Here is a 25,666-nt window from a genome sequence, read left to right as displayed (position 1 = left end):
AAACCAAACAACAGATTCACAATACTTGATGCAATGCAAAATACCAAAAGCAATGAACTTCTGCACTTTAAATACCATCTTTGAGATTATGCTAAAATCACAAAAAAATCTTTAAGGATTCTTTGATGAAACCCTCCATCATTATTCTTGCCGGTGGCAGTGGGAGCAGAATGTGCTCCACCACACCAAAAGTATTACACAAAATCTGTGGCAAAGAATTATTGTTTTTTTCAATCCAAAACGCATTGCAACTCAGCGATGACATTCATATCGTTTTGTATCACCAAAAAGAACTGATACGAGAATATTGCCAACGCACTTTTGCCGCACACATCGACAGCCAAATCCACTTCCACATCCAAGATTATCAAAACTATCCCGGAACGGGCGGTGCGATTTTGCAAAACCAAAAATTGCTCCACACAAAATATCCATATCTATTGATTCTCAATGCAGATATGCCTCTCATCACCCCGCATTCATTGCAACAATTCCTCCATCCATCACCCATCACACTTGGCGTGATTCGATCCCACAACCCTCACGGCTATGGTCGCATCATCCTCCAAGACAACAAAGTCAGTGCTATTGTCGAAGAAAAAGACGCCACCCAACAAATCAAAGAAATCAAAACCATCAATTCAGGGGTTTATCTCTTCAGTCGAGAGATTCTTGAGCAATACCTCCCGCTTCTCAACAACCACAACGCCCAAAAAGAATACTATTTGCCAGACATCATCAAACTAGCCGCCAAAGACGGGATTGAAATATCGCCAATCATCGTAGAAGAAACAGAGTTTGGTGGGATCAACACAAAAGCACAGCTCACACAGGCTCAAGAAATTTTGTTGGCTCAATTACGCCATCAGGCAATGCTTAAAGGCGTGACAATGCATTTGCCCCATAGCATTTATCTTGATTATGATGTGCAGTTTGAAGGAGAGTGTGAGATCGAGCAGGGAGTGCAATTGCTAGGTCGCACCACGATCAAGCATTCTCATATTTTGGCTCATAGCTCCATCCAAAACAGCACAATCGTGCAAAGCAGCATTGGACCATTTGCGCGCATTCGTCCAGATTGCCATATCACAGATTCTCATATTGGCAATTTTGTAGAAGTCAAAAACTCCAAACTCACCGCAGTCAAGGCTGGGCATCTGAGTTATTTGGGGGATTGTGTGATTGGGGAGGGGAGCAATATCGGAGCAGGCGTGATCACTTGCAATTATGATGGCAAGAAAAAACATCAAACCAACATTGGGAAAAATGTTTTTGTCGGCTCTGATTGCCAACTCATCGCCCCTGTAACCATTGCCGATCATACACTGATCGCTGCAGGAAGCACTGTGAGCAAAGATTCTCAAAGTGGGGATTTGGTGATTGCAAGGAATCCCCAAAAAAATATCAAAGATGGCTTTTTTGCCTTTTTCAAATCCAAAAAGGAACAACAATGAAAAAAATTCCTGTCGGCATTATTGGCGTTGGAGGCTACACGGGATTGGAACTCCTCAAGCTTTTGCTCACACATCCTTACTTTGAGGTTGTTTTTTTGGGAAACACTCAAGGGCAAAGCAAAGCAAGCCATCTTTATCCATCATTACTCAATGTCTTGGAGCAAGAGGTGCAAATCAGTGAGGCTTCAGACATCGCAAGTAAATGCGAGCTTGTTTTCCTTGCTTTGCCCCACAAAAGTGCAATGGAGTTTGCACAAAAACTCCTTGAGTTTCAAGTCAGGGTGATCGATCTCTCAGCAGACTATCGCCTCAGTCTAGAAAATTACGAGCGTTCATACACGCAACATCTAGATCCCAAAAACCTATCTCACGCCATTTATGGTCTCCCAGAATACAATGAGGATTTGATCAAAAATGCCACGCTCATCGCCAATCCCGGATGCTACCCCACAGCAACACTTCTAGCCCTATTGCCATTTGCACCATATCTTGCAGAGCAAAGTGTTTTTGTAGATGCAAAAAGTGGAGTGAGTGGGGCAGGGAAAACACCCACTCCAAACACGCATTATTGCACCATCAATGAAAATTTGTTTGCCTACTCTCCATTGCAACATCGCCATCAAATCGAAATGGAAGAAAAGCTTTCTTTTTTTGGGCAACGCAAACTCAACATTCATTTTGTGCCACATTTATGTCCAGTCACAAGAGGAATGCTTGTCAGCATTTATGCACGCCTGCATCAAGAAATCGATCCGCTTGAAGTTTTGCAAACCCATTATGCTCATAAGCCATTTGTGAGAATCCGCACACAGCCTGTCGAGATCAAAAATGTATCAGGCACACACTTTTGCGATATTTTTGCCAAACGCTCTGGTTTGGATTTGTGGATCAATAGTGGGATTGATAATTTGTTGCGTGGAGCAAGTTCCCAAGCGATCTATAATGCCAATTTGATGTTTAACCTTCCACACGATTGCGGAATCCCAAAGATTGCTTATGTGCCTTGAACTCAAGCCTGATGCAATCTTTGTTGCGGATTCTCATTACAACCCCATCAATGCCACGATACTGATAGATTTTTTGGCATCCCTCCTTCCTTCTCCCCCAAGCCAACTGATTTTGATGGGAGACATTACTCAATTGTTGATCGGTGCAGTCAAAAGCAGTGTAGAGAGTCATACAACCCTTCTAAACGCTCTCAATGATTTAGAAGCTTGTGGAGTAGAAATTATATGGCTTGAAGGCAATCACGACTTCAGTCTCAACAATCTCAAATCTTGCGACTTGCTCAAAAACACATTGTTCATCCCTCGACACCAACAGCCACTACTCGCGACATTCCAAAACCACTATTATCTTTTGGCACACGGCGATCTTTTCCTTGGTCCTCAATACGAATGCTATACATTTTTCTTACGCAAAAGCACTTTGTTGTATAGGTTTTTGGACTTTTTGACAGATGGGACACTTTATTCTGACATCGAATCAAAACTCACCAATAAACAAATCCGCAATTACCACGATGAACGCTTTTATGTTTTTGCAGAAAGGCGTATCAAGGCTTATCAAAAAACATTATCGCAACAATCAGACAAAATCTCAGGGATCATCGAGGGGCATTTCCATATTGGCAAAAAAATCAAACTCTCCAATCTCCTTTATATCGCACTTCCAGCATTTTATTTCACTCAAACTGGGAATCCTATCTCAAAACTTCTAAAATAATTTTATAATATACATATCACATTCTCATTTAAAGGCGGAGCGTTATGGATGAAATGCAAGAAATATTGGAAGACTTCTTAATCGAAAGTTTTGAAATGATCGATCAGCTCGATCAAGATCTTGTGGAACTAGAGAACAATCCTCAAGATTTGGAGTTGCTCAATCGAATCTTTAGAGTTGCTCACACAATCAAAGGCTCAAGTTCATTTTTGAATTTTGAAACACTCACTCACCTTACTCACAATATGGAAGATGTTTTAAACAAAGCCCGAAAAGGCGACTTGATTATCACGCACGAAGTGATGGATGTCATCTTGGAATCCATTGATTTGATGAAAGCCCTCCTAGAAGCAATCAAAGAAAGCGGTAGTGATGATAGAGGGATTCAAATAGCAGACAATGTCAAAAAACTTGAAGCTATTTCCAATGGCGATGAAATCCCAGAAGCTCAAGATCAAGAATCAACACAAGAAGCAATAAGTCAAGAAGTCTCCAAATCTCTTGAAAATGAAGACTACTCTCATCTCTCTCCACAAGAACTTGAAGATGAAATTGAGCGTTTGCTCAAAATCCGCCAAGAAGAAGATCGCAAAAAACGCAAAGAAAAAAAGGAGAAAGCCGCTCAAACACCCCCTCCAAAACCACAACCAAAAGTCGAGAAAACAGCCAAAGAAGAAAAAGTGCCATCCACCAGTATCGAACAAACCGTGCGTGTAGATGTCAAAAGACTAGACCATCTTATGAATCTCATTGGGGAATTGGTGCTTGGCAAAAACAGACTGCTGAGGATTCACGGCGAAGTTGGGGATCGCTACAATGGCGATAGTCTCAACGAAGAACTCAATCAAGTTGTAAGCTCAATCTCCACGGTTACAACAGATTTGCAACTTGCTGTGATGAAGACAAGGATGCTTCCAATCGTCAAGGTATTCAACAAGTTTCCGCGAATGGTAAGAGATCTTGCAAGGGAGCTTGGAAAAAATATCGAGCTTGTGATGAGTGGAGAAGAAACAGAACTTGATAAATCCATTGTTGAAGAGATCGGCGATCCTTTGGTGCATATCATCAGAAACTCTTGTGATCACGGGATTGAGTTGCCACACGAGAGGGTCGCTCAAGGCAAAAGCGAAATGGGCAAAATCAACCTCAAAGCCTACAATGAAGGCAACCACATTGTGATTGAGATCCAAGATGATGGCAAAGGTCTAAACCCCGAAGCCCTCAAAACCAAAGCTTTGGAGAGAGGATTAATCACAGATCGCGATGCCGCAACAATGAGCGATAGAGAAGCATTTGCACTGATTTTCAAAGCAGGTTTCTCAACAGCTGCAGCGATCACCAATATCTCCGGGCGTGGTGTTGGAATGGATGTGGTAAAAACCAATATTGAAAAACTCAATGGAATTATTGATATCGAATCCCAAATGGGCGTTGGAACAATCCTCAAGCTCAAGATTCCTCTAACACTAGCCATTATTCAAGCTTTGATTATTGGTGTGCAAGAAGAATACTACGCCATCCCTCTTTCTTCGGTGCTTGAAACCGTCCGAATCTCTCAAGATGAAATCTTTACCGTGGATGGCAAAAGTGTCTTGAGGCTGCGTGATGAAGTGCTTCCTCTTGTGCGTTTGGCAGATATTTTTGATATTGAAAACGATTTTGGAAGTGTCAAAGAAGTCTATGTTGTCGTGATTGGACTAGCTGAGCAAAAAATTGGTGTGATTGTGGATTATCTCATCGGACAAGAAGAAGTGGTGATCAAGTCACTAGGCTATTATCTCAAAAATATTGAGGGAATTGCTGGTGCCACCGTGCGTGGTGATGGGAAAATCACCCTTATTGTTGATGTCGCTGCAATGATGGAGATGAGCAAAAACATCAAAGTCAGCCTCAACAAAATCATCGAGGAAAAAGCACTTGAAGCAGCAAGTCGCCAACCTAGCGATTACACGATCCTTGTTACCGATGATAGTGCCACTTATAGAGCCATTGCAATCAATGCCCTCAAGGAATTGGGAATGCAGATCCTTGAAGCACAAAACGGCGTAGAAGCTCTTGAGATCCTCAAAGAAAGCAAACGAAAAATCGATGCCGTGCTAGTGGATATTGAGATGCCAAAAATGGATGGCTATACTTTTGCAAGTGAAGTCAGAAAAAACAATCGCTTCAAATCATTACCACTCATTGCAGTGACTAGCAAAAGTGAAAAAAGCGATCGAATGTGTGGGGTAGAATCAGGGATGACAGAATACATTGCCAAACCTTACTCCAAAGATTATCTCATCAAAGTTGTAAAGCGTAGTTTAAATTTAGAAAACAAATAAGGACATAAGATGAATAATGATAAATTAAGAGAAATTTTTCAACAACAAATTACGACAAGCAAAGATAGCTCACAAACCACGCTAGAAAAAACACTTCAAGTGATTGGTTTTATTGTGGGTGATGAAGAGTTTGCAGTGCCGATTCTTAATGTCCGAGAGATTGTTAAACCTATCGAATACACACGAGTCCCGGGCACTCCAGAATATGTTTTGGGGGTTTTCAATCTACGCGGAAATGTTTTGCCTTTGATTGATTTGCGACAAAAATTTGGACTAGAAAGAAAGCGTTTTGATGCGGACACACGATTTCTAGTCATCAACCACCAAGATCAAATCGCTGGGTTTGTGATCGACTGCCTCACCGAAGCAATCCATATCAAAGAAAGCGAGATTGACTACACCGTCACTCAAGAAAGCAAAGAGGACTATCTCATCTATGGGATCGGAAAACAAGAAGATAAGCTCATCACGATTCTAAAAATCGATGTCTTGATGAAGCAGGAGTTTTAACTCCAATCTATTTCAAAAGAGAGAATCAAAGTCTCTCTTTAAGTAGTTCATTCACTCGCACAGGGTTTGCACCTTTGATATTTTTCATCACCTGTCCCACAAAGAATCCAAACAATTTGTCTTTTCCGGATTTATACTCTGCTACTTTATCGGCATTGTTTTTGATAATCTCTTCAATGACTGCAATCATCGCTCCATCATCATTGACCTGTTCTAGCCCCATACTTGCGATCAATGCATCGACATCGCCACCTTTGTTTGCAACCAAGGCTTCCAAAATATCTTTGGCACTCTTGCCACTAATGCGTGATTCTTGAATGCGGAGCACCAAAGTCGCAAGAGTTTTGCTAGAAATCCCGCAGTTTTTGAGATTATTCTCCCCTTTCAACTGCCCCAAAAGTTCCGTTGTCAGCCAAGTCAAAGCACCCTTGACATTTGCCCCATATTCCAACATTTCTTCAAAATACTCACAAAGCTCTAGCGAACTCACCAAGACTTCAGCATCAGAATCTTTGATCCCAAACTCATTGATATAACGCATTTTCTTTTCATCAGGAAGCTCTGCAATCTCACTGCCCTCACGCATCAACTCATCGCTAATAAAAACCGGTAACAAATCCGGATCAGAAAAATATCGATAATCTGCTGCCGCTTCTTTCCCTCTCATTGAACGCGTAACGCCCTTAGCGGTATCAAAAAGCCTTGTCTCTTGCACCACTTCTTTTGCATACACGCCATCTTCCCACGCCTCAATTTGCCTAGACACTTCATACTCAATCGCTTTGGCAATAAACTTGAAGCTATTGAGGTTTTTGATTTCTACTCTCGTATAGAGTTGGTCATCCCCCTTTGGACGAATCGACACATTGGCATCACAGCGGAAGCTCCCCTCCTGCATATTTGCATCAGAAATCTTGATAAACCTCACAATAGAGTGCAGTTTTTTGAGATATGCGATTGCCTCATCAGCACTACGCATATCAGGCTCACTCACAATCTCAAGCAACGGCGTGCAGGCACGATTGAGATCTACTTTTGAAATCTCTCCTTCGTGGATATTTTTACCCGCATCTTCTTCCAAATGTGCCCTAGTGATACCAATCTTCCTTGCCACACCACCAATATCAATCTCGATTTGCCCATTTTCGACAATCGGTCGATCAAATTGACTGATTTGATAAGCCTTTGGCAAATCTGGATAAAAATAATTTTTGCGCGCAAAGATAGAGCTCTGATTGATTGTGGCACCCACTGCCTTACCAAATGAAATAGCCTTTTTGACTGCTTCTTTGTTGAGCACAGGCAAAGCACCGGGCAACCCCAAACAAGTGGGGCACACATTTCTATTTGGCTCTTCTCCAAAAGATGTCGCACAAGAACAGAAAATCTTTGTTTTGGTATTAAGCTGGACATGCACCTCAAGTCCGATAATCGTTTCATATTTCATTTTTTTCCCTAATTCATTGATTTTTGTGATTCTATCGTATTTTCATTGGCACCAATCAAATCAAAAACAACTCGAGCGATTTTCTCCACAGAGCGGATCTCGCAACGCTCACTAGTTGAATGAGGATTGTAGATATTAGGACCGATCGAGCAACACTCTAGCCCCTCTTGCTTCGCACCAATGACACCACACTCTAGCCCCGCATGAATTGCATAAAATTTGGCAGTCGGGATAGATACATGCATCGCATCAAGCACTTGATGTGCAAATGCACTCTCTTTTGCCTCCCAAGGTAAATAAAAATTATCGCTCTGCACCATGCAGCCAAACGCTTTGAAAAATTCCAAAGTCTCAAATTCGATTTGATACAAGCCATCTGCCTCGTTGGATCGGGCAAATAGCTCAAGCCTTATCATTTTGTCTTGCATTTTGACCATCGCAAGGTTGATACTTGTTTTTACAATACCAAGCGTCAAATCATAGCTCCTCAATCCGTGTGCAAAGCTATTGATCATTTGAAGCAATCTTTGAGAATGATCGCACACATCAACTTCTTGCACTCCCAAGAATCTAAGCTCGATATTTTTCCCCTCCTCCATCTGATGAGGGAAAATCACTTTGGCTTTTGCGTATTTGGGGATAGAGTTGATTCTCTCTCCCCCATTAAACTCAATGATTTCTCCTCCATTTTTGGCAATGAAGGAAGCGAGGGTTTTGATTGCATTTGTGGGATTTGTGACAATATCCACTCCCGAATGCCCACCCCTCAATCCGACAACCTCCACCTCATAAAGAGAACCTGTCTTTTTTTGGTATCCATAAGGCATTTGTGCAAATACATCAACCCCACCTGCACAACTAATCGTCACATCTTCTTCATTTTCACAATCCAAATTGAGCAAGTTTTTGGCAATGAGGCGATGTTCCAATCCATTTGCCCCCACAAGCCCCACCTCTTCATCATTGGTAAAAAGGCATTCGATATTTTGGAATCTCTTAAGTGCGACAAGCATTATTGCCACACCAATTCCATTGTCTGCCCCCAAAGAAGAGTTTTTGGCTTTCAAATAGCCCTCATCCTCATACATCTCAACCCTTGGTGCTTCGCCCATACATACCATATCATAATGACTTTGCAGACATAGAGTGGGATTCCCTTTGTAAGCGTGGATATTGCCCACACTATCGACTTTCACCTCACATTGATTTTCAAGAGCAAAATCCACGATAAACTCCCTCATTTGCTGAGTGTCAAAGCTACAATGAGGGATTTGACAAATCGCCTCAAAATATTCTATTACTTCTTGCATAAAGCCTCCTTATAATTTCTTTTTGGTTTTTTGATTTGCAAAAACATCATCTCTCTATGAAAATTGTTCAACCCCATTTTTTCTTTGGCTCCAAGAGTATAGGAGATCCTTTGAAGATATTGCAAAATCTGCTTGTATGGTATCTGGCTTTGATATGCATACTGCTTGAGCAAATAATATGGGATCTTGATTGCCTTGCCACCAAAACCACGCGCGATTTTCTCTGCCAACGCACTCCCTCTTGCCACACAAAAAAGACCAAACACAAATGGCAATCTTTTTTTGTTCCACCACAATAGCCCTAAATCTTTGCACTCTCCACCCTCAAGCTTATACAGCAAGGCACGATCGCCGATCAAAACCTCCCCACTCTCCCCCAACACATCGATCAAAGCATTGGAAGTCGCAGATTGTGCGTCTTTTTTTGAATCATTTGGCAACGCCAAAACACTCCAAACTTCGCCTTTTGCCACGATGCCGATGTCTTGAAAATTGCGTTTGCCACGATTTGCCAAAATAGAAGAAACAAACCCCATATCGATGCGATGAAACAGCAAGTCTTGATTGAGCTTGGCTGGATAGGATTTTTTGTATTTCATCATAGCTTTTAGCTGACTAGGGAGTGCCGAACCTTTGATATAAATCTCAAATGGCAAAAGATTCAAATAGTCAATTTTGCCAATCCCATACATTAAAGCACCAAATTAACCACGGAACTTTGTTTGAATCGCATAAAGATTCGATCACGCTCAGCTTCATCCTGCACGAGCGTTTGGACAATGACAGAGACGAACTTCCCTCCGCTTGATTGCTGTCCATCTTTGATCACACTTGGATGTTCAATCACCTCTTCAATCAATGCCAACAACGCCTCTCTCTGAGAGCCAATCAAACGATACTCCCATTGTGTAGGGTAGTCAATCTGTGGCTTACCTTCTAAAGTTTGCATCGCAAAACCTCCATAAATTCTTCTGGGATCACACTTGGTTTGCCACTAGTGATACTCACGCACCCCATTTTCACACGCATATCAAACAACTTCTCTTCACCCTTATACACTCTCTGACTTAATAGTAGCGATGCCTTTTTGAGCTCCAAAATTTCGGTTTTCACTTCCAAAATATCCCCCAATTTGGCACTTTGCAAAAAATCTGCCTCGATTTTTCGCACTACAAACCCAATCTCTGCGTTACACGGCATTTTCCCATCTTCAAAAAACACCTCGCTACGCCCTCGTTCGCAAAATTTCAAAAAATTTGCGTGATAAACAATCCCGCCACAATCTGTGTCCTCATAATACACACGCACTTGCATACCCTCTCCTTGCTTGACTAAAATTTTCAAATATTATATCAATACTCAATAGCACACTTTGGAAACAAGCTTGCACAACTTAATTAATCAAAATCAAATTGCGATTCTAAAAACTTGCTTTATTTGATCTTAATTTAAGTAATAAATAAGTTAATTTGTATATTATTGTCACCGGAGAGTTTTACCAAGCAAAATTTCTCACACAAATATGCGGTGCATATTTCAGCAGGAGGTATATTATGAATAATTTCAGCAAAATAGGCTTCATTTTAGCGACATTAGGAAGTTCTATTGGATTAGGGCATATTTGGAGATTTCCTTATATGGCAGGAACAAATGGTGGTGGAGCATTTATCGTTTTTTATTTGTTTCTAGCAATTGTGATCGGAGTTTCTATGCTGATTGCAGAAATGCTTATTGGGAACAAAGCAAAATCCAACCCCGTAGAAAGTTTTGCCAAACTAGAGCCAAATCACAAAAGCACTTGGAAATTTATCGGCATTATGGCTATTGGCGGACCAATGGTAATGACTTTTTATGCAGTTGTATTGGGTTGGGTGCTTTATTATTTGTTTGTTGGTAGCTTTAATCTACCTCAAAACCTCCAGGAAGCACAAACAACTTTTGAAACCTTAGCCACAGGTTCGATTCCTACACAAATTGCAGGGCTTTTGGCTTGTATGTTTCTTACTGCCTATATCGTAGCAAAAGGTGCAAAAGACGGGATCGAGAAGCTTAATCTCATCTTGATGCCTTTGCTTTTTATTATTTTTATTGGCTTGTTTTTCTATGCTATGTCTTTTGATTCGTTTGGCAAGGCTGTGGATTTTATGTTTAAATTTGACATTGAAAAAATTACGCCACAAGTAGCTGTAGATGTGTTGGGTCAGGTTTTCTTTGCTTTGTCATTAGGGCTTGGAACGATTTTGATTTATGGTGCCTATGCCAATGACAATGAAAATCTATTCTCAAGCTCTGTTTGGGTTGTCATCTCTGGAATCTTTGTTTCATTAGTTGCAGGGTTGATTATTTTTACCCTTATTTTTGCATTTGAAGGAGAGCCTGCTGCTGGTCCCAAACTTATGTTTATTTCACTCCCTCTTGCATTTTCGCAATTGGAGAATTCTGTTGGGTTTTTTGCCAACATTATTGCTTTTCTCTTTATGCTCTGCGTGGCATTTGCTGGAATCACCTCAACGGTTTCCATCGTTGAACCTGCGATTGCATATCTTAGAGATCGATTTGATTGGACTCAAGCGAAGGCAACTTGGATTTGTTGTGGAATCATCACCATTTTTGGAGTGATGGTTATTCTATCAATCACCAAAGATTATAGTGTATTGTTTAGCTTTGGCGGAACCTCTCTCTTTGATTGGATGGATCTCGCTACCTCAAAGGTTTTGATGCCATTTGGAGGGTTTTTCTGTCTTATTTTCTCTGCTTATGTGATTGGCAAAGAAAGACTTAGAAAATACACAGAGAGCTTTTTCTCCCCTGCAATGTTTGAGCTATGGTATGCCATCATTGCCTATATTGCTCCATTGGTGATTGCAATCATTGCTCTTGCTCCAATATTATTTTAGATAGCTTCCATACTCATCTTGCCCGACTTCTTGGGCAAGTGTGTTTAAAGTTGCTTTAAACTTTTTCTTACTCATTTGGCAAATTTGATAAATTTGATCTGGCGGAGAATCTGTATTGACCGCTATACGACCACCATTTGCTCTCAATAACTCCAAGATTTTTTGACACACATCTGTTTGAACATATTTCAAATCAAGCTTTCCATCTTTTCGCAGTTTTTTGATTCCGACATTTAAGGGCTGAAACAAAACAACCTGAGAGAACACTTCGTTTGCAAACAACAAACCGCTAAATTTTTTCTCCACGACACATTTCCACCCCATAGGTGTTTTTTGATATGGAATTGCTTCTAGATGATTAGATCGTGGATATGAAAGACATTTTTGAAACTCAAGATTAGAACGCGCCAACAAACGCCCTTGTTTGTCAAGTGTGATTTGAACAACCACAAACTCTCCTTTGCAAAGTTTTCTTTGTGTGGGCATAAAAATATCTTTGGCTAATCCTAGATCAAGATATACGCCATTGGCGACAATATCCACAACTTGCAAACATACAATTTCTTTCAAAATCCCAAATGGTCGATCCGTTGTCGCAATAATACGATCTTCGCTATCTGTATAAACAAAGACTTCCACCTCATCGCCCACGCTCAATTGTCTATCGACATATTTTTGTGGGAGCAAAATTTCCTCCTCGCCAAGTATCGCCCCAAATGGCAGAAGTTTTTTTACCAACATTTTTTGATAAGTGCCAACCATAATTGTGAAACATCCTTAGATTGAAATAAAAAAAATTTTAGCCCAAGAATGAAAATAACCATATAGAGCAATCTTTTAGTGTAAGATTTTCGGCAAAAAACCAAAGGAAATCAATGCAAGTTTCTACAATCTATGAACAGCTTGACGCACTTTCTCCATTTACCCTACAAGAAAAATGGGACAATAGCGGTCTAAACCTTGGCAGTCTCAAGAATCGATTCCAACGCATTTATGCGACACTAGAAGTTGATTTGTCTATGGCTCATCAAGTCCAAGAGCATTCCCTCATCATCGCACACCATCCACTTATTTTTTCTCCTCTCAAACATCTCAATCCAGAATATTATCCTTGCAATATCGCCTCGATTCTTTTGGCTAAACATTGTTCGCTTATTGCAATGCACACGAATTTTGATTGCACTCATCTTAATTTGCATTTTGCAAAAGAAATCTTGGGGTTTGAATCTCTAGTCCAACAAAGTTTTGCTCTGCATACTTCTATTCCTCCAACAAGTTTTGAATCACTCATTCAAAGAATCAAAAACAAAATGCAAACCTCTCATCTCAAAGCTGTCAAATCTAGCCCATCAATTTCTCAAGTTTATATCGTCTGTGGAAGCGGAATGAGTGCATTATCCATTATCCCACCCCACTCAGATTCCTGTCTCATCACAGGTGACATCAAACATCATCAAGCAATGGAAGCGCAGAGTCTTGGAATCTCTTTGATTGATGTCGGACATTTTGAGAGTGAAAAATATTTTGCAAAAATCTTATATAAAATTTTGCAAAATCTCGGCTATGAGGTTATAATACCCAATTTGGAAAATCCACTTAAATCTTACTAAGGAATCGCTGATGAATAAACACCTTAAAGAACTAATCGAAGTCTCATCTTTGGACAAAGCTATCAATGCTTTGGAGCCAAAGATTTTGGAAATCAAGAAAAACCAACTTGACAAAGAAGCACAATTAGAAAAACTTGCACAAACCCAAATGCAACTCACAGAACAAGCAGAAGAATGCAATCTCTCGATTCAAAAAAGCAATCAAACTTTGCAAGAACTCTCTACAAAACTAGAAGATTTTGCTAGAAAGCTCAAAGAAGTCAAAACAGAAAAAGAATTGAAATCCCTCAATATCGAAGAAGAGATTGCAAAAGAGCAAATCGGCTTCCAAAATACAGAAATCGAACGCTTAGAAACACTCAAAGCTCACATCCAAGAAAAAATCGAAGCCACACAGAATCAAATCAGTGAAATTAAACATCAAATCAGTGAAATCGAGGGCGACATTCAAGCTCAAGTGCAAGAAGTCAAAAATGAGCAAGGCAAACTCTTTGAACAAAAAAGTGCCATGGTCGCTCAGATGGATCAAAAAATAGCGTCATTTTATGAAAAAGTCAGAAAATGGGCTCAAGACTCTAGTGTCGTCCCAGTCTATAAACAAGCATGTGGAGGGTGTTTCATCCGCATTAGTGATCGAGTTTATTCTGATATACTCAAGGGCGAAAGTATCACAACTTGCCCACATTGTGGAAGAATCCTTTATATCCAAGAATAACCCCAAGACAAGATGAAAGCTCCTTTTCCTTTTGTCTATTTCATCACCCTAAGCCTTTTATACATCTTTGCTTTGCCACTCCTACTACTTCTTTCTTTGAAAAAAAAATATTCTCAATCCATTCCTGCTCGTTTTTTCTTGCGAAACTTCAAAGTCAAAAATACACCAAAATTTTGGTTTCACGCTTGTTCATTTGGCGAGTGCAAATCCTATGCTCCGATTTTGCATTTGATACTAGAGAGAGATCCAAACGCCCAAATACTGCTAACTTGTATCACTCAAACAGGATTCCAAGAGCTCCAGCGAATCACTCGATTTGCCCCCCAAAACTTTGAGATCCACTATCTACCTTTTGAGATTTTTCTACCCTTTTGGCGTTTCCAAAACCTGCAGACACTGATTGTCACCGAGGCAGAACTATGGAAAATGCTCTTTTGGAGTGCCAAAAAATCTCAAGCCCACACCATTCTCCTCAACGCAAGAATCTCAGATCGCAGTCTCAAAAACTATCAACGATTTGCCTATTTTTATCGCGGTTTGTTCAAACTGATTGATAGCGTTTTGGCTCAACAGGCAATCGATGCCAAACGCTTACAGAATCTAGGTGCGACAAACATCTCTTTGTTCCCCAACCTCAAAGTCTTCACACAACCCACGATCACAAAACAATATCCCAAAGATTCTTTAGTGATCCTTGCAGCCTCGACACATCAAGGCGAAGAAAAGCTGATCCTTGAAGCTTATTTGCGATCCAACTCTCAAGCCAAGCTTCTGATCGCACCGCGTCATCCCGAACGCTTTGAGGAGGTGGAGAGATATGCCAAAAACATTTGCAATGCCTCTAGCAAACGCTTCAGTCTTTTCTCTGAGCAATGGGGCGATGTGGTTTTGGTCAATACGCTAGGTGAGCTCAACAATCTTTTTGCGATTAGCGATTGTGTGATACTAGGCGGTAGCTTCATCCAAGCCGGAGGACACAACCCTCTAGAACCTGCCTTTTTCCACAATCCCATCCTAACCGGACCACACATCTACAACCAAAAAGCCCTTTTTGAGCTTGTGGAGAACTATGAAATCATTCATCAAGAAGAGCTTTCTACCAAATTGACAGATCTCCACACCCTTAGCAAAACAAAAATTAAAGATTTTGATTGTAAAATGCAAGATCTGATTACCCTGATTTTTGGACATTAAAATGCAAAAAGCCTATAAACTCTTAGCGATTCAAGAAAACATCTCCAACAAAGAAGCCAAAAACCTCATCGACAAAGGACTCGTAAGCGTCAATGGCAAAAAACTCAATATCGCTAGACAAGAAATAAATCCCAAAAGCATTTTCACAATCCAAACCATACAAAAACCACAAATTATCTTTGAAGATGAACACATCTTGGCTCTTGAGAAACCTCCATTTATCGAAAGCTATGAGCTATGCAATTTTTTCCCGGGATGGACTTTGTTGCATCGTTTGGATCTCCAAACTAGTGGAGTGATTCTCCTTGTCAAAGACAAAAGCCCATTCCACCTTGAAGCCAAACAAGCCTTCAAAGAAGAGCGTGTGGTGAAGCAATATTATGCAATCATCAATGGAATCTTGAGCGAAGAAGTGGAGATCACCAAACCCATTTTGACAATCAAAGGAAATTTTGCAAGAAGCAAAATCAGCAAAGATGGGCTAAGAGCCTACACAAAAGCCACACCACTACAAATCAGTGGCAAAAAAACTCTGCTAGAAGTGCAAATCACCACAGGGAGAACCCATCAGATTCGCGTGCATCTCCAAAGCATCAAGCATCCAATCTTTGGAGACACTTTTTATGGAGGCTCATCGGCAAAACGCCTGATGCTCCACTCGCACACGATCAAACTTTTGGGGTATGAATTGCACTCCCCAATGCCAAAGATATTCAAAGATTTGATGCAATGAAATTACGCTATGAAATCGAGGGCAGCACACTCCTTATGGAATGCAAAGGCAAAACAACAGATGCAAAAAGCTTCATAGAGTTCAAAAAAACTCTTAGCAACACACTCCTTGCAAACCCGCAAATCAAAACCATTGGGATTACTTTTGACACCTTCCCACTTAGCACGCAGATTTTGGGTTTGATTCTCAAATACATCAATATCGATGCATATCCAATCCACATCATCACATCAAACTACGCTTGTTTCAAAACCTTTGAAGATTTGAAACTGGTAGAAAAATTCGATGTCAAATACCAAAAGGATGAAATATGAATTGGTATGAGCATTTCAACCCTGTTGCATTTGAGTTGTTTGGGCTCAAAGTCCATTGGTATGGGATCACCTATATCATCGCACTTATCAGTGCCTTGTTTTTTTCTCTGTTGTTTATCCGAGAAAAACGCTTCCACAACATCACACGCAAAAGCTTTGAAGATTTTTTCATCGTTGCAGAGATTGGGATCTTGCTTGGGGCACGATTGGGATATGTGCTGATCTATTCTCCAGAGCGTTGGGAGTATTTCACACATCCTTGGCTGATTTTTAGCCCATTTGATTCGATGGGAAACTTTGTCGGCATTTCAGGAATGAGCTATCACGGGGGTGTGGTGGGCTTCCTTGTCGCTAGTATCGTTTATACATATTACAAAAACCTACCGCTATTGCGTTATCTTGATCTAATGGCTCTAGGTGTGCCACTAGCATATATTTTTGGACGCATTGGCAATTTTTTGAATCACGAGCTTTATGGACGCATTATTCCTGATAGCGATACTTTTTGGAAACCCTATGGCATCCTTATTGATGGTGCCTTGCGTTATCCAAGCCAACTCATCGAGGCATTTTTGGAGGGCTTTGTCGTGTTTTGGATTGTGTTTTTTGCACGCAAACGCTTCTTGTTTGACGGTGCGCTCATTTCAATTTATGCTATGAGTTATGCTTGTATGCGGTTTATCGCAGAATTTTATCGCGAAGCCGATGTTCAGATGGGTTATTATGGATTCTTGACGATGGGACAGATCTTGAGTTTGGCAATGCTTATCTGTGCATTGGCTTTATTTTTTTATGCCAAACATTTACAAACTTCACAAAAAGGAAAACAATGAAATACATCACTACCCCTATTTATTATGTCAATGATGTGCCACATATTGGACACGCATACACAACAATCCTTGCAGATTTTCTAAAACGCTTTTATGACATCAGCGGAGAGGAAACCTTTTTTATCACTGGCACGGATGAACACGGGCAAAAAATCGAGCAATCTGCCAAAGCAAAAGGAAAAACTCCATTGGAATATGCCACACAGATTAGCCAAACATTTCGCAACCTTTGGGATGAGTTTGGTATCCAATATGACCACTTCATTCGCACAACCGATGATAAACACATTCTTGCTGTCCAAAAAGCCTTTGCATTGATGAAAGAAAAGGGGGATATTTACAAAGGAGAATATGTTGGGCAATATTGCATCAGCTGTGAGAGTTTTTTCACTGCAAGCCAACTCATTGATGGCAATGCTTGTCCAGATTGTGGCAAAGCGACACAAACCATCAAAGAAGAGAGCTATTTTTTTGCCCTTAGCAAATACCAAGACAAGCTTTTGCAATGGTATCAGACCAACCCCATCTTACCTGCCTATCGTCAAAATGAGGTGATTAGATTTGTAGAAAATGGGCTCAATGACCTATCCATCACACGCACAACTTTTGAATGGGGGATTCCTATCCCCAATGCTAGCCAAACAGATTCCAAGCACATTATTTATGTTTGGCTTGATGCTTTGATGAATTATTTGAGTGGCTTAGGTTATGGCGGAGATGAATCCAAAATGCCATTTTGGCAACATAGCATCCATTTGGTAGGCAAAGATATTTTACGCTTTCACGCAGTCTATTGGCCCTGCTTTCTTCTGAGCCTTGGATTGCCTTTGCCTCAAAAAATCCTTGCACACGGATGGTGGCTGAGTGAGGGGAGAAAGATGAGTAAAAGTATTGGTAATGTGATTGATCCTCAAGGGGTGAGCGAGACTTTTGGCAATGATGTTTTGCGTTACTTTCTTTTGAGGGAGATTCCTTTTGGGCAAGATGGTGATTTTAGTATTAGTGGATTAATCCAACGCATTAATGCTGATTTGAGCAATGATTTGGGCAATCTTGTCAATCGTGTCATTGGAATGAGTGAAAAATACTTCAACCTCTCTCTACAGGCACAACATCCAAACGCCACCTTTGCTCAAGAAGACAAACAAATCCACACCTTCATCCAGTCTGCACTCCAACGCATTCCTACTGCGAGTTTTCACCTTTTCTTGGAAGATGTTTGGAAAATTTTCGCTCTCTGCAATGAAATGATCAGCCATTATGAGCCTTGGAAACTTATGAAAAATCAGCAAGAGCACAAGGCAATGGAGCTTCTTGTTTTTCTCAGCAATGCTATCTTGAAAGGCACTCTGCTTTTTTCTGCAGTAATGCCAAAAACTTCACAAAGAATTGCCGATATTTTCAACACTAAAATCGATTCGCATTTGTTTGACAAGCTGATCAACTCTCAAAGTTATCTTGAAAATCTAGCCCTAAACAAAAGCGATCCATTATTTCCAAGAATTCAACAAGAGGAGAAAGAAGTGCAACAAGAAACCCAAACCCCACAAGCCAAACAATACATCAAAATCGATGATTTTCTTGTCTCTGATTTGCGTATTGGCGAAGTTTTGGAGTGTTGCAATGTGGAGGGTAGCACAAAACTTCTTTGCTTCAAAATCGATCTTGGAGAGGAGAAACCGCGTCAGATTCTCTCAGGGATTGCACAATACTATCAACCTCAAGATTTGATCGGGACGCAAGTTTGTGTTGTTGCAAATCTCAAACCTGTCAAACTAATGGGGCATATCAGCGAAGGGATGATTCTTTCTGCAAAAGATGGCGATGGGCTCAAACTCATCATCCCTCAAGGCAAAAAACAAAATGGCAGTCAAATTGGCTAGGAGAGCACTTTGAGAATTCTTGAGATTGTAGAAATTATTAATGGAAAACTTCTAAACACCCCCTCTATTTCAGCATTTACACACATCACCACAGATCTAGACAAAGTCTCAAGGGGTGCGCTTTTTTTTGTTTCCGCACAATCTCAGATTCCTCAAGCGATCAAACTTGGGGCTTATGGCGTGGTCTTTGAGAGCAATTTGACAAAAATTATTGACAATGAAATTGCGTGGATTGAGGTGGATAGTTTGCAAGATGCGAGTATCCGCCTGATGCGTTATCAGATTCTCACACAATCTATGCATCTTTTGTTTTTGAAACCTATTGAGTTTGAACTTGCGTTGCAAATCTGTGCCAAAAATGAAAACTTATTTTTGCAAGGTAGTTTTTTGGAATGCCTTGAGGCAGTGCAAAACCAAAATGCCAAACGCATTATCATCAAAGACACTCATCTCCTTGATCTCTCTCTTGACTACACCTCAAGTATTGAACCAGCACAAGATCCATTCAAAATCATTTCTTACACTCTTTTTACAAGCAAACTCTACTACAATGGTGAGCGTTATGAGATCCCAATCCCTCATTTTTTGCTCAAACCCCTAGCATCCGTGATCACGCTCTTTCAAAATGAAGGCATTGAGCTAGATCTTGCATCAATCAAAGGAATCGATGAGTTTCAACCTTTGTTTATCAACACACGCAACAAGCTTTGCAAATACGGGCAAAGCGAACGCGTTCTGATCGCCCAAACTGCACTTCAAGAATTCAAAGATATCTTAGCCTATATGCTCAGACACGCCAAATGGGCACAAGTCATTTGCTTCGCCCCTCAAGATTATGTTGAGTTTTTTGATCAACTTGCCCCAACTTACCCTTATCAATCAACCCAAGATCTACTTGCACAAATCAAAACAGCGACATTCAATTTTGCACTCATCTTTGATACCTCAACCCAAGATCTACTTGAATATCTCCAACAGCCAGATCAAGAACAGAGCTTGTTTGAATGACATTGCAGACACTTAGAGAAGCCCAAAGCCACAAGCTCCAAGCCTCAAATATCGCCCCACTGATCAAACAAATCGCCTCGCTCCCAAACCTACAGGCACAGATTCATTTCGATGAAAGCATCCATTTGAGTTTCCCCTCTCCACTAACTCCAGAGCAACACAAGCAAATCTATGATTGTGCGATGATGCTCAAACCTTGGCGTAAAGGTCCCTTTCAGATCGACACACTCTTGATTGATAGCGAATGGCAAAGCTTCATCAAATACAATATCATCGCACCACATATCAAACCCGCAGACAAGGACATTGCCGACATTGGCTGCAACAATGGCTACTATCTTTTTGCCCTTCTCCCACACAGCCCCAAAAGCCTCACAGGTTTTGATCCATATCCACTTTTCAAATGCCAATTTGATTTCATCAATCACTTTGCCCAAACACCTATCAATTATGAACTCTTGGGGATAGAACATCTTGGATTGTTCCCAAAACAATTTGATCTGATTTTGTGTATGGGAGTGCTCTATCATCGCACAGATCCTATCGCTTCACTCAAACTCCTCAAAAGAGCATTGAGAGAGGGCGGTGAAATCATCCTAGATACGCTTATTTTTGATTCTCAAGAATCCATCGCCCTATGCCCCCAAACAAGCTATGCCAAAATGAGCAATGCCTATTTTATCCCTAGCCCGAGCGCATTGGAGAGTTGGTGTGAGCGCGCAGGGTTTGAGAGCGTAGAGAGATTGGCTTTCAAATCGACAGATTTTATAGAACAACGCAAAACAGAATGGATTGATACAATGAGTTTGCAAGACTTTCTCAACCCTTGCGACACAAGCCTAACCATTGAGGGCTATCCAGCCCCCATTCGTGGATATTTCAAACTAAAAAGGAAATGAAATGGAAGACAACAAAGAACAAACCAATATAGAGCTTATGACTTGCACAGCACTCAAATCAGACTTGTGTGGAGTTATTTTGAATCACACAGAAGAAGAGATTCTCACCAAATTCACTCCCACCAAACAAATGATCTGCGATGAGGACAATCTCATCCATTCTGGCTTTATTTTCAATGCCGCCAACTATGCGGCGATGTGCTTGGTCAATCAACCTTTTTCTGTAACGATTGGATCTGAAGTGGAGTTTCTAGCCCCGTTGGAATTTGAGCAAGAGATGCATTTTGTTGGTGTCATCAAACAATCCAACAACAAAAAATACGAGGTGCGTGTCATCGGCAATCTATTGGACATCAAAATCTTTGAGGCGACTTTTTATATCGCTATTTTTGACAAACAGCTTTTCAAACTCAATTTTCAAGAATAGTTATTTTTGACAACAATACACTACAGCGGGTGGGAAGTTTGCCCAAATAATTTTGGACACCTTAGTTTTTGGAAACTTAGCAAACAGCAATTTTCTAAATTTCAACGCCTGAGGAGTTGGCAAAACATAGGCAAAAGTAACAAACTTGCCTCCATTTCTCAAACTCCCCTCAATCACATCTAGCAAATCATTTTGCAATTTCTTTGGGAACACACTCCAAGGCAATCCTGAAACAACCACATCAAGCATTTCTACATCTCTTGAGTGCATAATATGTTTGAGGTCTGAAGCATTTTGATTGTAAATGGCAAGATTTGGGAATTTTTTCTTGAGCTTATGCGTCAAATCAGAGGAAATCTCCACAGCAAAAAAATCACTTGCTTCTGGTTTTTGTATCAAAATCTCTTTGGTAAAAGCTCCAAGACCTGCCCCAATCTCTGCAATATATCGGGCTTCTTTTATATTTGCATATCTCACCATCGCCTTAGCAAGATATTGAGAACTTGAACATACAGCACCAACTTTTGTTGGATTTTTGAGAAATTGGACAAACAATGAAGATTGCATCGAGATCCTTGTGTTAAATATTTTCAAAATTCTACAAAGAATTTATAAAACCAAGATAAAGCAAATCAAGCACTTGCAATATGTAGCAAAAATAAATACTCAAACAATGAAAAAAATCTGATTGATGATTTTGAAGAATGGCTCCGGATGCAGGATTCGAACCTGCGACCAAGCGGTTAACAGCCGCCTACTCTACCGCTGAGCTAATCCGGAAAACAAAGGAAAATTTTAGTGTGTTTTGACAACAAAGTCAAGAGTTTATGACAAAAAAATCCATATTTGCCACTTTTTTCACAACAATTCTCTCTGCTTGAAGTAGCTCCTGTATCAAATCCACCCCATCATCAAAAAGTATTGAGCACTCCTCCACCCCGATGGGACGCCTTGATATTATGTCATAGACCTCATTTGCATCTTTGGGCTTTAGCTTATGCTCCATACTATATTGCTCTCGCATTGGGATACTCACACATTGCCCTTTGAAACTCAAGGCTAGTTCTCTTAGTTTTTCTATTTCTACCCCTTTGGCTTTGTAGGCTGGTGGGCGATCTAGAGTTCCCAAATCGATTCTTGCTACTTTGATTTTCTGTGTGAATTCTGCGATTTTTTCCATCTCCTCTTGAGTGTCATTGAGGTTTTCAAGCACTAGGATTTCACAGACTAACTCACCTTGATACAGGGTGGCAAACTCTTGGATTCCTTGCAATATTTCATTGATATGTAGGCTTTTGTGGGGGCGATCGATTTTTTTGAAAATCTTTTCACTGACGCAATCTAGAGAAAATTTAACGATATCAAACTCCAACAATCCTTTTTGCACTTCTGGGATTAGAAATCTTGAGCCATTGCTTAGAATCAGTGTTTTGCAACGCCCTTGCACGAGGGGTTTGAGCTTGGAAGAGAGGGCGGTGAAATGAGGATAGAGTGTGGGTTCTCCATTTGCTGTAATGGTTAAGACATCGATATTTTGCTCTTTTTTTAGAGCGGTTTCTATGGCATTGAGCACTTCTTGCAGGGGCAAAACTTCTTGCATTGATTGAGTGGTTTTTGCACCTCCAAGCTCACAATAGAGACAATCAAAATTGCATTGTTTGTTGCTAGGAGAGAGATCCACTCCCAAAGACACGCCAAAACGACGCGAAACAATGGGACCAAATGTAATTTTTTGCATTAGCGTTTGGTTTTTTCTTTTACCATTTTGACAAGCTCTATCGCATTTTCACGCGGCAAATCAGGAATCATTCCATGCCCTAGATTGAAAATATGCCCTTGAGTTTTTCCCATCACAGCAACAATCTCATCGACTCCTTTTTCCATCGCCTCTTTGTCATAAAGTCGTGCTGGTTCAAGATTGCCTTGCAAGACATATTTTGCCCCCAATTTTTCTTTTGCCAAACTCATCGGTGTCCCCCAATCAACCCCTAGCACATCAAAATTGCCATCTAAATATTCCAAATATGCCCCTACACCCTTAGGGAACAAAATCACGGGAATATGGGGGTATTTGCTTTTCAATGTTTGTGCGATTTCTTTCATATAAGCCCAGCTAAAATGCAAATAGCTCTCAAGCTCCAAAGCCCCTGCCCAAGAATCAAAAATCATCACAGCATTTGCCCCTGCGTTTATTTGCCGCTCAAGATAAGCTTCAAGCTCCTTTGTGAGTTTTTGCAACAAATTGTGCAAAAGGGCAGGTTGTGTGTAGAGCATTTTTTTGCTATGGGGGTAGGTTTTGCTCCCCTCTCCCTCAATCATATAAGTTGCAAGTGTCCAAGGTGAGCCGCAAAAGCCAATCAATGCTTTGTCTTGAGGAAGTTTTGCACGCACGCTCACAAGCGTTTCATAGACATAATCTAGTCTAGAAGTGATTTGAGTGTCAAGCTTTTTGATGTCTTCATCTGTGCGGATTGTTTGGGTAAATTTCGGACCCTCTCCTGCCAAAAAGTTTAGCTCCATTCCCATCGCATTTGGCACCACCAAAATATCACTAAACAAAATCGCAGCATCAACATCTAGAATCTCCACAGGTTGAAGTGTCACTTCTGTAGCAAGTTCTACATTTTGACACAAATCCAAAAACCCTCCAGCCTTCGCACGCGTTTGTCTATACTCACTCAAATAGCGTCCTGCTTGACGCATCATCCAAATAGGCGTATAGGGTGTGGGTTTCCTCAAAGCCGCATCAACAAAAATCATTTTTTCTCCTTAATCTACAATGCATACAGAACTGTATCCTCTGGGACACATTGGTGATTCCTTAAATAAAAACGATAGTTAGGGTTAAATGTTTGGAGTAATTTGGGAATCTCAATCAAATCATTACGCCGATGATAAACGCAAATAGCCAATTTTGGCTTGTATTTTTTAATTGTAGATTCTGCACCCCTAAGAGCTTCAAGCTCGCTCCCTTCAATATCCATTTTGATAAAAGTAATTGGCTTCTCTGTATCTTTTACCAAAGAATCAATACGATCTGTTTGGATAGAAAAACTACCATCTTCTACAACCTTAGAACACCCACTATCATGACTTTCAAATCTTAAAACACCTTTGGATGAATAAGCCCCAACTTCAAAAATTTCAATGTTGAGTTGTTTTGTTGCCTGTTTTAACCTTGGCACAAACTCACTATTTGGCTCCAAGGCATAAATCTTTGAATAATTTGGACACACTTCTACAAATTTCAATGCCGTATCACCATCAAATGCACCACAATCAATCATCACTTCATCCACTCCAAAATTTAGCACGCTTTTAAAATATGCCCCCCCCCCGCATATGTCGAGGCTAATCCTGAAAAATTATTGAAAATTTTGCCTTGAAGATAAGCAACCATACAATCTTTTGATGTCTGATCTTGCAAGATTGCATAAGTTTGTTCAAATCCATCGATGTTCTTTTGGAAATATTCCAAAGTGATATCTTCCAAAAACAATTCTGCAAATGCGTCAAACACAAAAATATTGTGAAAACCATACGATTCAAGCTCTGATCGTGCGTCTATCCAATTTGAGATTCCAACAATCACATTGACATCTCTTGGTATTTCGCATTTCTCAATCGCAACAACTGGTTTGCCCAAATGTGTAGCCTGCTGGATAAACCTCTCATTTGCTATAAAGCCATTAAAATCAATCCCTTTAGTCTTCAAAAATTGTGCATTGACGGAAGCTAAAGACATACTACCAAGACCACCAAAGAAATAAATTTCTTTTTGATTTGCAAGCATTATTTCAACTTGCTCCAATGCTCCCTTGTGTCTTTGCGTGTTATAAATAAGATTTTTCATTTTAACTCCTTTGTTTAATGTTTAGAATCCTTGTGCAAAAAATACAAACCTAGCGATAAGCCCAAGATAGATCCTGCAAAATAAATCATATCTAGAGAAGTTTCAATCCCCATATTAAGCACTTTGGAGAAAAACGCTACGATCAAAGCCATCACAATCACTTTTGCAAGTTTATCTTTGAGCTGATCTAATGTATGTATTTCAAGCACTTTTGAGCTTTGCTCATCTTTGATTTCAATCTTAGCGATAAAAAGTTCATACAATCCAAAAGCAAAGATCAAAAGCACCACAGCAATCAGATACAAATCAACTACACCAACGATTGCATTGAGCAAAATGGTATGGATATCTTCGCCTGCACTCAAGCCGTTTGTGTAGTATTGATAGGTTTTTGCTCCTGCTTTCAAAATATCCACACTTGCCACCCAAAAAAGCAAAATCGAGCCCACCATCGACAAGACAACGGCAAAGATGACAAAGAGTCTAGAATTCCACAAGATATTTGCAAATATCTGATGTAAAAATTTCAT

General features: G+C 40.3%; 28 protein-coding genes and 1 tRNA gene. 16 read left to right on the top strand and 13 right to left on the bottom strand.

What is annotated here, in order from left to right:
* Positions 1-125 precede the first annotated feature (125 nt).
* Genes glmU through BBW65_RS06225 form a run of 5 tightly spaced genes read left to right on the top strand, consistent with a single transcriptional unit; the run spans position 126 to position 6,013 of the window.
* The gene (glmU, locus tag BBW65_RS06245) at positions 126-1,454 is read left to right on the top strand and encodes a bifunctional UDP-N-acetylglucosamine diphosphorylase/glucosamine-1-phosphate N-acetyltransferase GlmU (protein ID WP_066341138.1); all 1,329 of its coding nucleotides are present in this window, start codon (positions 126-128) and stop codon (positions 1,452-1,454) included.
* Positions 1,451-2,461 (top strand): N-acetyl-gamma-glutamyl-phosphate reductase, encoded by a 1,011-nt coding sequence (gene argC / locus BBW65_RS06240; RefSeq protein WP_066341135.1) that lies wholly within the window; start codon positions 1,451-1,453, stop codon positions 2,459-2,461. The genes glmU and argC overlap by 4 nt, the downstream gene beginning before the upstream one ends.
* Positions 2,451-3,179, top strand: coding sequence for a metallophosphoesterase (locus tag BBW65_RS06235; RefSeq protein WP_066341132.1), 729 nt, complete (start codon positions 2,451-2,453; stop codon positions 3,177-3,179). The genes argC and BBW65_RS06235 overlap by 11 nt, the downstream gene beginning before the upstream one ends.
* Positions 3,180-3,223: 44 nt before the next feature.
* Positions 3,224-5,503: a hybrid sensor histidine kinase/response regulator gene (locus tag BBW65_RS06230; RefSeq protein WP_066341130.1), complete on the top strand. Its 2,280-nt coding sequence runs from the start codon at positions 3,224-3,226 to the stop codon at positions 5,501-5,503.
* Between the two features lie 9 nt (positions 5,504-5,512).
* Entirely contained in the window at positions 5,513-6,013 is a 501-nt protein-coding gene (locus tag BBW65_RS06225) for a chemotaxis protein CheW (protein ID WP_066341128.1), read from the top strand.
* A 25-nt stretch (positions 6,014-6,038) separates the two neighbouring features.
* On the opposite strand, the gene gatB is transcribed toward BBW65_RS06225, so the two are convergent.
* Genes gatB through BBW65_RS06200 form a run of 5 tightly spaced genes read right to left on the bottom strand, consistent with a single transcriptional unit; the run spans position 6,039 to position 10,084 of the window.
* A complete protein-coding gene (gene gatB / locus BBW65_RS06220; protein ID WP_066341127.1) occupies positions 6,039-7,460 on the bottom strand; it encodes an Asp-tRNA(Asn)/Glu-tRNA(Gln) amidotransferase subunit GatB in 1,422 nt (473 codons plus the stop codon).
* A gap of 8 nt (positions 7,461-7,468) precedes the next feature.
* Positions 7,469-8,770 (bottom strand): M20/M25/M40 family metallo-hydrolase, encoded by a 1,302-nt coding sequence (locus BBW65_RS06215; protein ID WP_066341125.1) that lies wholly within the window; start codon positions 8,768-8,770, stop codon positions 7,469-7,471.
* On the bottom strand, positions 8,758-9,462 hold the full coding sequence (locus BBW65_RS06210) for an MqnA/MqnD/SBP family protein (protein ID WP_066341123.1): 705 nt from the start codon (positions 9,460-9,462) through the stop codon (positions 8,758-8,760). The genes BBW65_RS06215 and BBW65_RS06210 overlap by 13 nt, the downstream gene beginning before the upstream one ends.
* Complete coding sequence (locus tag BBW65_RS06205) at positions 9,462-9,719, bottom strand: HP0495 family protein (RefSeq protein ID WP_066341122.1); 258 nt, start codon at positions 9,717-9,719, stop codon at positions 9,462-9,464. The genes BBW65_RS06210 and BBW65_RS06205 overlap by 1 nt, the downstream gene beginning before the upstream one ends.
* On the bottom strand, positions 9,707-10,084 hold the full coding sequence (locus BBW65_RS06200) for a YbgC/FadM family acyl-CoA thioesterase (protein ID WP_066341115.1): 378 nt from the start codon (positions 10,082-10,084) through the stop codon (positions 9,707-9,709). The genes BBW65_RS06205 and BBW65_RS06200 overlap by 13 nt, the downstream gene beginning before the upstream one ends.
* A gap of 239 nt (positions 10,085-10,323) precedes the next feature.
* On the opposite strand from BBW65_RS06200, the gene BBW65_RS06195 reads away from it, so the two are divergent.
* Positions 10,324-11,667 carry a sodium-dependent transporter gene (locus tag BBW65_RS06195; protein ID WP_066341112.1) on the top strand — a complete coding sequence of 448 codons (1,344 nt, stop codon included), beginning with the start codon at positions 10,324-10,326 and terminating at the stop codon, positions 11,665-11,667.
* On the opposite strand, the gene BBW65_RS06190 is transcribed toward BBW65_RS06195, so the two are convergent.
* Positions 11,659-12,429, bottom strand: a complete 771-nt coding sequence (locus tag BBW65_RS06190; RefSeq protein WP_066341110.1) for a S1-like domain-containing RNA-binding protein — start codon at positions 12,427-12,429, stop codon at positions 11,659-11,661. The two genes, BBW65_RS06195 and BBW65_RS06190, sit on opposite strands and share 9 nt — an antisense overlap.
* Before the next feature lie 113 nt (positions 12,430-12,542).
* Here BBW65_RS06190 and BBW65_RS06185 point away from each other — a divergent pair, with 113 nt between their 5' ends.
* Genes BBW65_RS06185 through BBW65_RS06140 form a run of 10 tightly spaced genes read left to right on the top strand, consistent with a single transcriptional unit; the run spans position 12,543 to position 21,283 of the window.
* Entirely contained in the window at positions 12,543-13,277 is a 735-nt protein-coding gene (locus tag BBW65_RS06185) for a Nif3-like dinuclear metal center hexameric protein (RefSeq protein ID WP_066341108.1), read from the top strand.
* A gap of 10 nt (positions 13,278-13,287) precedes the next feature.
* Positions 13,288-13,992 (top strand): zinc ribbon domain-containing protein, encoded by a 705-nt coding sequence (locus BBW65_RS06180; RefSeq protein WP_066341106.1) that lies wholly within the window; start codon positions 13,288-13,290, stop codon positions 13,990-13,992.
* A gap of 12 nt (positions 13,993-14,004) precedes the next feature.
* Complete coding sequence (gene waaA, locus BBW65_RS06175) at positions 14,005-15,186, top strand: lipid IV(A) 3-deoxy-D-manno-octulosonic acid transferase (RefSeq protein ID WP_066341103.1); 1,182 nt, start codon at positions 14,005-14,007, stop codon at positions 15,184-15,186.
* A 1-nt stretch (position 15,187) separates the two neighbouring features.
* Positions 15,188-15,919, top strand: coding sequence for an RluA family pseudouridine synthase (locus BBW65_RS06170; RefSeq protein WP_066341101.1), 732 nt, complete (start codon positions 15,188-15,190; stop codon positions 15,917-15,919).
* Positions 15,916-16,233 carry a hypothetical protein gene (locus tag BBW65_RS06165; RefSeq protein ID WP_066341099.1) on the top strand — a complete coding sequence of 106 codons (318 nt, stop codon included), beginning with the start codon at positions 15,916-15,918 and terminating at the stop codon, positions 16,231-16,233. The genes BBW65_RS06170 and BBW65_RS06165 overlap by 4 nt, the downstream gene beginning before the upstream one ends.
* Positions 16,230-17,066 (top strand): prolipoprotein diacylglyceryl transferase, encoded by an 837-nt coding sequence (lgt, locus tag BBW65_RS06160; RefSeq protein WP_066341096.1) that lies wholly within the window; start codon positions 16,230-16,232, stop codon positions 17,064-17,066. The genes BBW65_RS06165 and lgt overlap by 4 nt, the downstream gene beginning before the upstream one ends.
* Entirely contained in the window at positions 17,063-18,949 is a 1,887-nt protein-coding gene (gene metG / locus BBW65_RS06155; RefSeq protein WP_066341091.1) for a methionine--tRNA ligase, read from the top strand. The genes lgt and metG overlap by 4 nt, the downstream gene beginning before the upstream one ends.
* 9 nt (positions 18,950-18,958) lie before the next feature.
* Entirely contained in the window at positions 18,959-19,957 is a 999-nt protein-coding gene (locus BBW65_RS06150; RefSeq protein WP_066341089.1) for a hypothetical protein, read from the top strand.
* Positions 19,954-20,856, top strand: a complete 903-nt coding sequence (cmoB, locus tag BBW65_RS06145) for a tRNA 5-methoxyuridine(34)/uridine 5-oxyacetic acid(34) synthase CmoB (protein WP_066341088.1) — start codon at positions 19,954-19,956, stop codon at positions 20,854-20,856. The genes BBW65_RS06150 and cmoB overlap by 4 nt, the downstream gene beginning before the upstream one ends.
* Position 20,857: 1 nt before the next feature.
* Complete coding sequence (locus BBW65_RS06140) at positions 20,858-21,283, top strand: hypothetical protein (protein ID WP_066341087.1); 426 nt, start codon at positions 20,858-20,860, stop codon at positions 21,281-21,283.
* Here the strand turns inward: BBW65_RS06140 and BBW65_RS06135 are convergent, their stop codons facing one another.
* The 7 genes from BBW65_RS06135 to BBW65_RS06105 form a co-directional block, all read right to left on the bottom strand.
* Positions 21,284-21,850 carry a class I SAM-dependent methyltransferase gene (locus BBW65_RS06135; RefSeq protein WP_233702015.1) on the bottom strand — a complete coding sequence of 189 codons (567 nt, stop codon included), beginning with the start codon at positions 21,848-21,850 and terminating at the stop codon, positions 21,284-21,286.
* Positions 21,851-21,988: 138 nt separating this feature from the next.
* A tRNA-Asn gene (locus BBW65_RS06130) sits at positions 21,989-22,063 on the bottom strand.
* Positions 22,064-22,100: 37 nt separating this feature from the next.
* On the bottom strand, positions 22,101-23,021 hold the full coding sequence (locus BBW65_RS06125) for a radical SAM protein (protein ID WP_066341086.1): 921 nt from the start codon (positions 23,019-23,021) through the stop codon (positions 22,101-22,103).
* Positions 23,021-24,043 carry a uroporphyrinogen decarboxylase gene (gene hemE, locus BBW65_RS06120; RefSeq protein ID WP_066341085.1) on the bottom strand — a complete coding sequence of 341 codons (1,023 nt, stop codon included), beginning with the start codon at positions 24,041-24,043 and terminating at the stop codon, positions 23,021-23,023. The genes BBW65_RS06125 and hemE overlap by 1 nt, the downstream gene beginning before the upstream one ends.
* Before the next feature lie 14 nt (positions 24,044-24,057).
* Positions 24,058-24,570 carry an FkbM family methyltransferase gene (locus BBW65_RS06115; protein ID WP_066341081.1) on the bottom strand — a complete coding sequence of 171 codons (513 nt, stop codon included), beginning with the start codon at positions 24,568-24,570 and terminating at the stop codon, positions 24,058-24,060.
* 20 nt (positions 24,571-24,590) lie between these two features.
* On the bottom strand, positions 24,591-25,136 hold the full coding sequence (locus BBW65_RS06110; protein WP_066341079.1) for a hypothetical protein: 546 nt from the start codon (positions 25,134-25,136) through the stop codon (positions 24,591-24,593).
* 14 nt (positions 25,137-25,150) lie between these two features.
* Positions 25,151-25,666, bottom strand: coding sequence for a YqhA family protein (locus BBW65_RS06105; RefSeq protein WP_066341078.1), 516 nt, complete (start codon positions 25,664-25,666; stop codon positions 25,151-25,153).

The sequence above is a fragment of the Helicobacter enhydrae genome, assembly GCF_001693335.1.
GTDB lineage: Bacteria > Campylobacterota > Campylobacteria > Campylobacterales > Helicobacteraceae > Helicobacter_G > Helicobacter_G enhydrae.
The sequence above is the reverse complement of the archived record's forward strand: the minus strand, read 5'-3'. Positions and strand labels throughout refer to the sequence as shown.

What these genes read in the sequence shown, in the direction of transcription:
- glmU (WP_066341138.1), top strand. Translation starts at nt 126, where the DNA reads ATGAAACCCTCCATCATTATTCTTGCCGGTGGCAGTGGGAGCAGAATG.
- argC (WP_066341135.1), top strand. Translation starts at nt 1,451, where the DNA reads ATGAAAAAAATTCCTGTCGGCATTATTGGCGTTGGAGGCTACACGGGA.
- BBW65_RS06235 (WP_066341132.1), top strand. Translation starts at nt 2,451, where the DNA reads ATGTGCCTTGAACTCAAGCCTGATGCAATCTTTGTTGCGGATTCTCAT.
- BBW65_RS06230 (WP_066341130.1), top strand. Translation starts at nt 3,224, where the DNA reads ATGGATGAAATGCAAGAAATATTGGAAGACTTCTTAATCGAAAGTTTT.
- BBW65_RS06225 (WP_066341128.1), top strand. Translation starts at nt 5,513, where the DNA reads ATGAATAATGATAAATTAAGAGAAATTTTTCAACAACAAATTACGACA.
- gatB (WP_066341127.1), bottom strand. Translation starts at nt 7,460, where the DNA reads ATGAAATATGAAACGATTATCGGACTTGAGGTGCATGTCCAGCTTAAT.
- BBW65_RS06215 (WP_066341125.1), bottom strand. Translation starts at nt 8,770, where the DNA reads ATGCAAGAAGTAATAGAATATTTTGAGGCGATTTGTCAAATCCCTCAT.
- BBW65_RS06210 (WP_066341123.1), bottom strand. Translation starts at nt 9,462, where the DNA reads ATGTATGGGATTGGCAAAATTGACTATTTGAATCTTTTGCCATTTGAG.
- BBW65_RS06205 (WP_066341122.1), bottom strand. Translation starts at nt 9,719, where the DNA reads ATGCAAACTTTAGAAGGTAAGCCACAGATTGACTACCCTACACAATGG.
- BBW65_RS06200 (WP_066341115.1), bottom strand. Translation starts at nt 10,084, where the DNA reads ATGCAAGTGCGTGTGTATTATGAGGACACAGATTGTGGCGGGATTGTT.
- BBW65_RS06195 (WP_066341112.1), top strand. Translation starts at nt 10,324, where the DNA reads ATGAATAATTTCAGCAAAATAGGCTTCATTTTAGCGACATTAGGAAGT.
- BBW65_RS06190 (WP_066341110.1), bottom strand. Translation starts at nt 12,429, where the DNA reads ATGGTTGGCACTTATCAAAAAATGTTGGTAAAAAAACTTCTGCCATTT.
- BBW65_RS06185 (WP_066341108.1), top strand. Translation starts at nt 12,543, where the DNA reads ATGCAAGTTTCTACAATCTATGAACAGCTTGACGCACTTTCTCCATTT.
- BBW65_RS06180 (WP_066341106.1), top strand. Translation starts at nt 13,288, where the DNA reads ATGAATAAACACCTTAAAGAACTAATCGAAGTCTCATCTTTGGACAAA.
- waaA (WP_066341103.1), top strand. Translation starts at nt 14,005, where the DNA reads ATGAAAGCTCCTTTTCCTTTTGTCTATTTCATCACCCTAAGCCTTTTA.
- BBW65_RS06170 (WP_066341101.1), top strand. Translation starts at nt 15,188, where the DNA reads ATGCAAAAAGCCTATAAACTCTTAGCGATTCAAGAAAACATCTCCAAC.
- BBW65_RS06165 (WP_066341099.1), top strand. Translation starts at nt 15,916, where the DNA reads ATGAAATTACGCTATGAAATCGAGGGCAGCACACTCCTTATGGAATGC.
- lgt (WP_066341096.1), top strand. Translation starts at nt 16,230, where the DNA reads ATGAATTGGTATGAGCATTTCAACCCTGTTGCATTTGAGTTGTTTGGG.
- metG (WP_066341091.1), top strand. Translation starts at nt 17,063, where the DNA reads ATGAAATACATCACTACCCCTATTTATTATGTCAATGATGTGCCACAT.
- cmoB (WP_066341088.1), top strand. Translation starts at nt 19,954, where the DNA reads ATGACATTGCAGACACTTAGAGAAGCCCAAAGCCACAAGCTCCAAGCC.
- BBW65_RS06140 (WP_066341087.1), top strand. Translation starts at nt 20,858, where the DNA reads ATGGAAGACAACAAAGAACAAACCAATATAGAGCTTATGACTTGCACA.
- BBW65_RS06135 (WP_233702015.1), bottom strand. Translation starts at nt 21,850, where the DNA reads ATGCAATCTTCATTGTTTGTCCAATTTCTCAAAAATCCAACAAAAGTT.
- BBW65_RS06125 (WP_066341086.1), bottom strand. Translation starts at nt 23,021, where the DNA reads ATGCAAAAAATTACATTTGGTCCCATTGTTTCGCGTCGTTTTGGCGTG.
- hemE (WP_066341085.1), bottom strand. Translation starts at nt 24,043, where the DNA reads ATGATTTTTGTTGATGCGGCTTTGAGGAAACCCACACCCTATACGCCT.
- BBW65_RS06115 (WP_066341081.1), bottom strand. Translation starts at nt 24,570, where the DNA reads ATGATTGATTGTGGTGCATTTGATGGTGATACGGCATTGAAATTTGTA.
- BBW65_RS06110 (WP_066341079.1), bottom strand. Translation starts at nt 25,136, where the DNA reads ATGAAAAATCTTATTTATAACACGCAAAGACACAAGGGAGCATTGGAG.
- BBW65_RS06105 (WP_066341078.1), bottom strand. Translation starts at nt 25,666, where the DNA reads ATGAAATTTTTACATCAGATATTTGCAAATATCTTGTGGAATTCTAGA.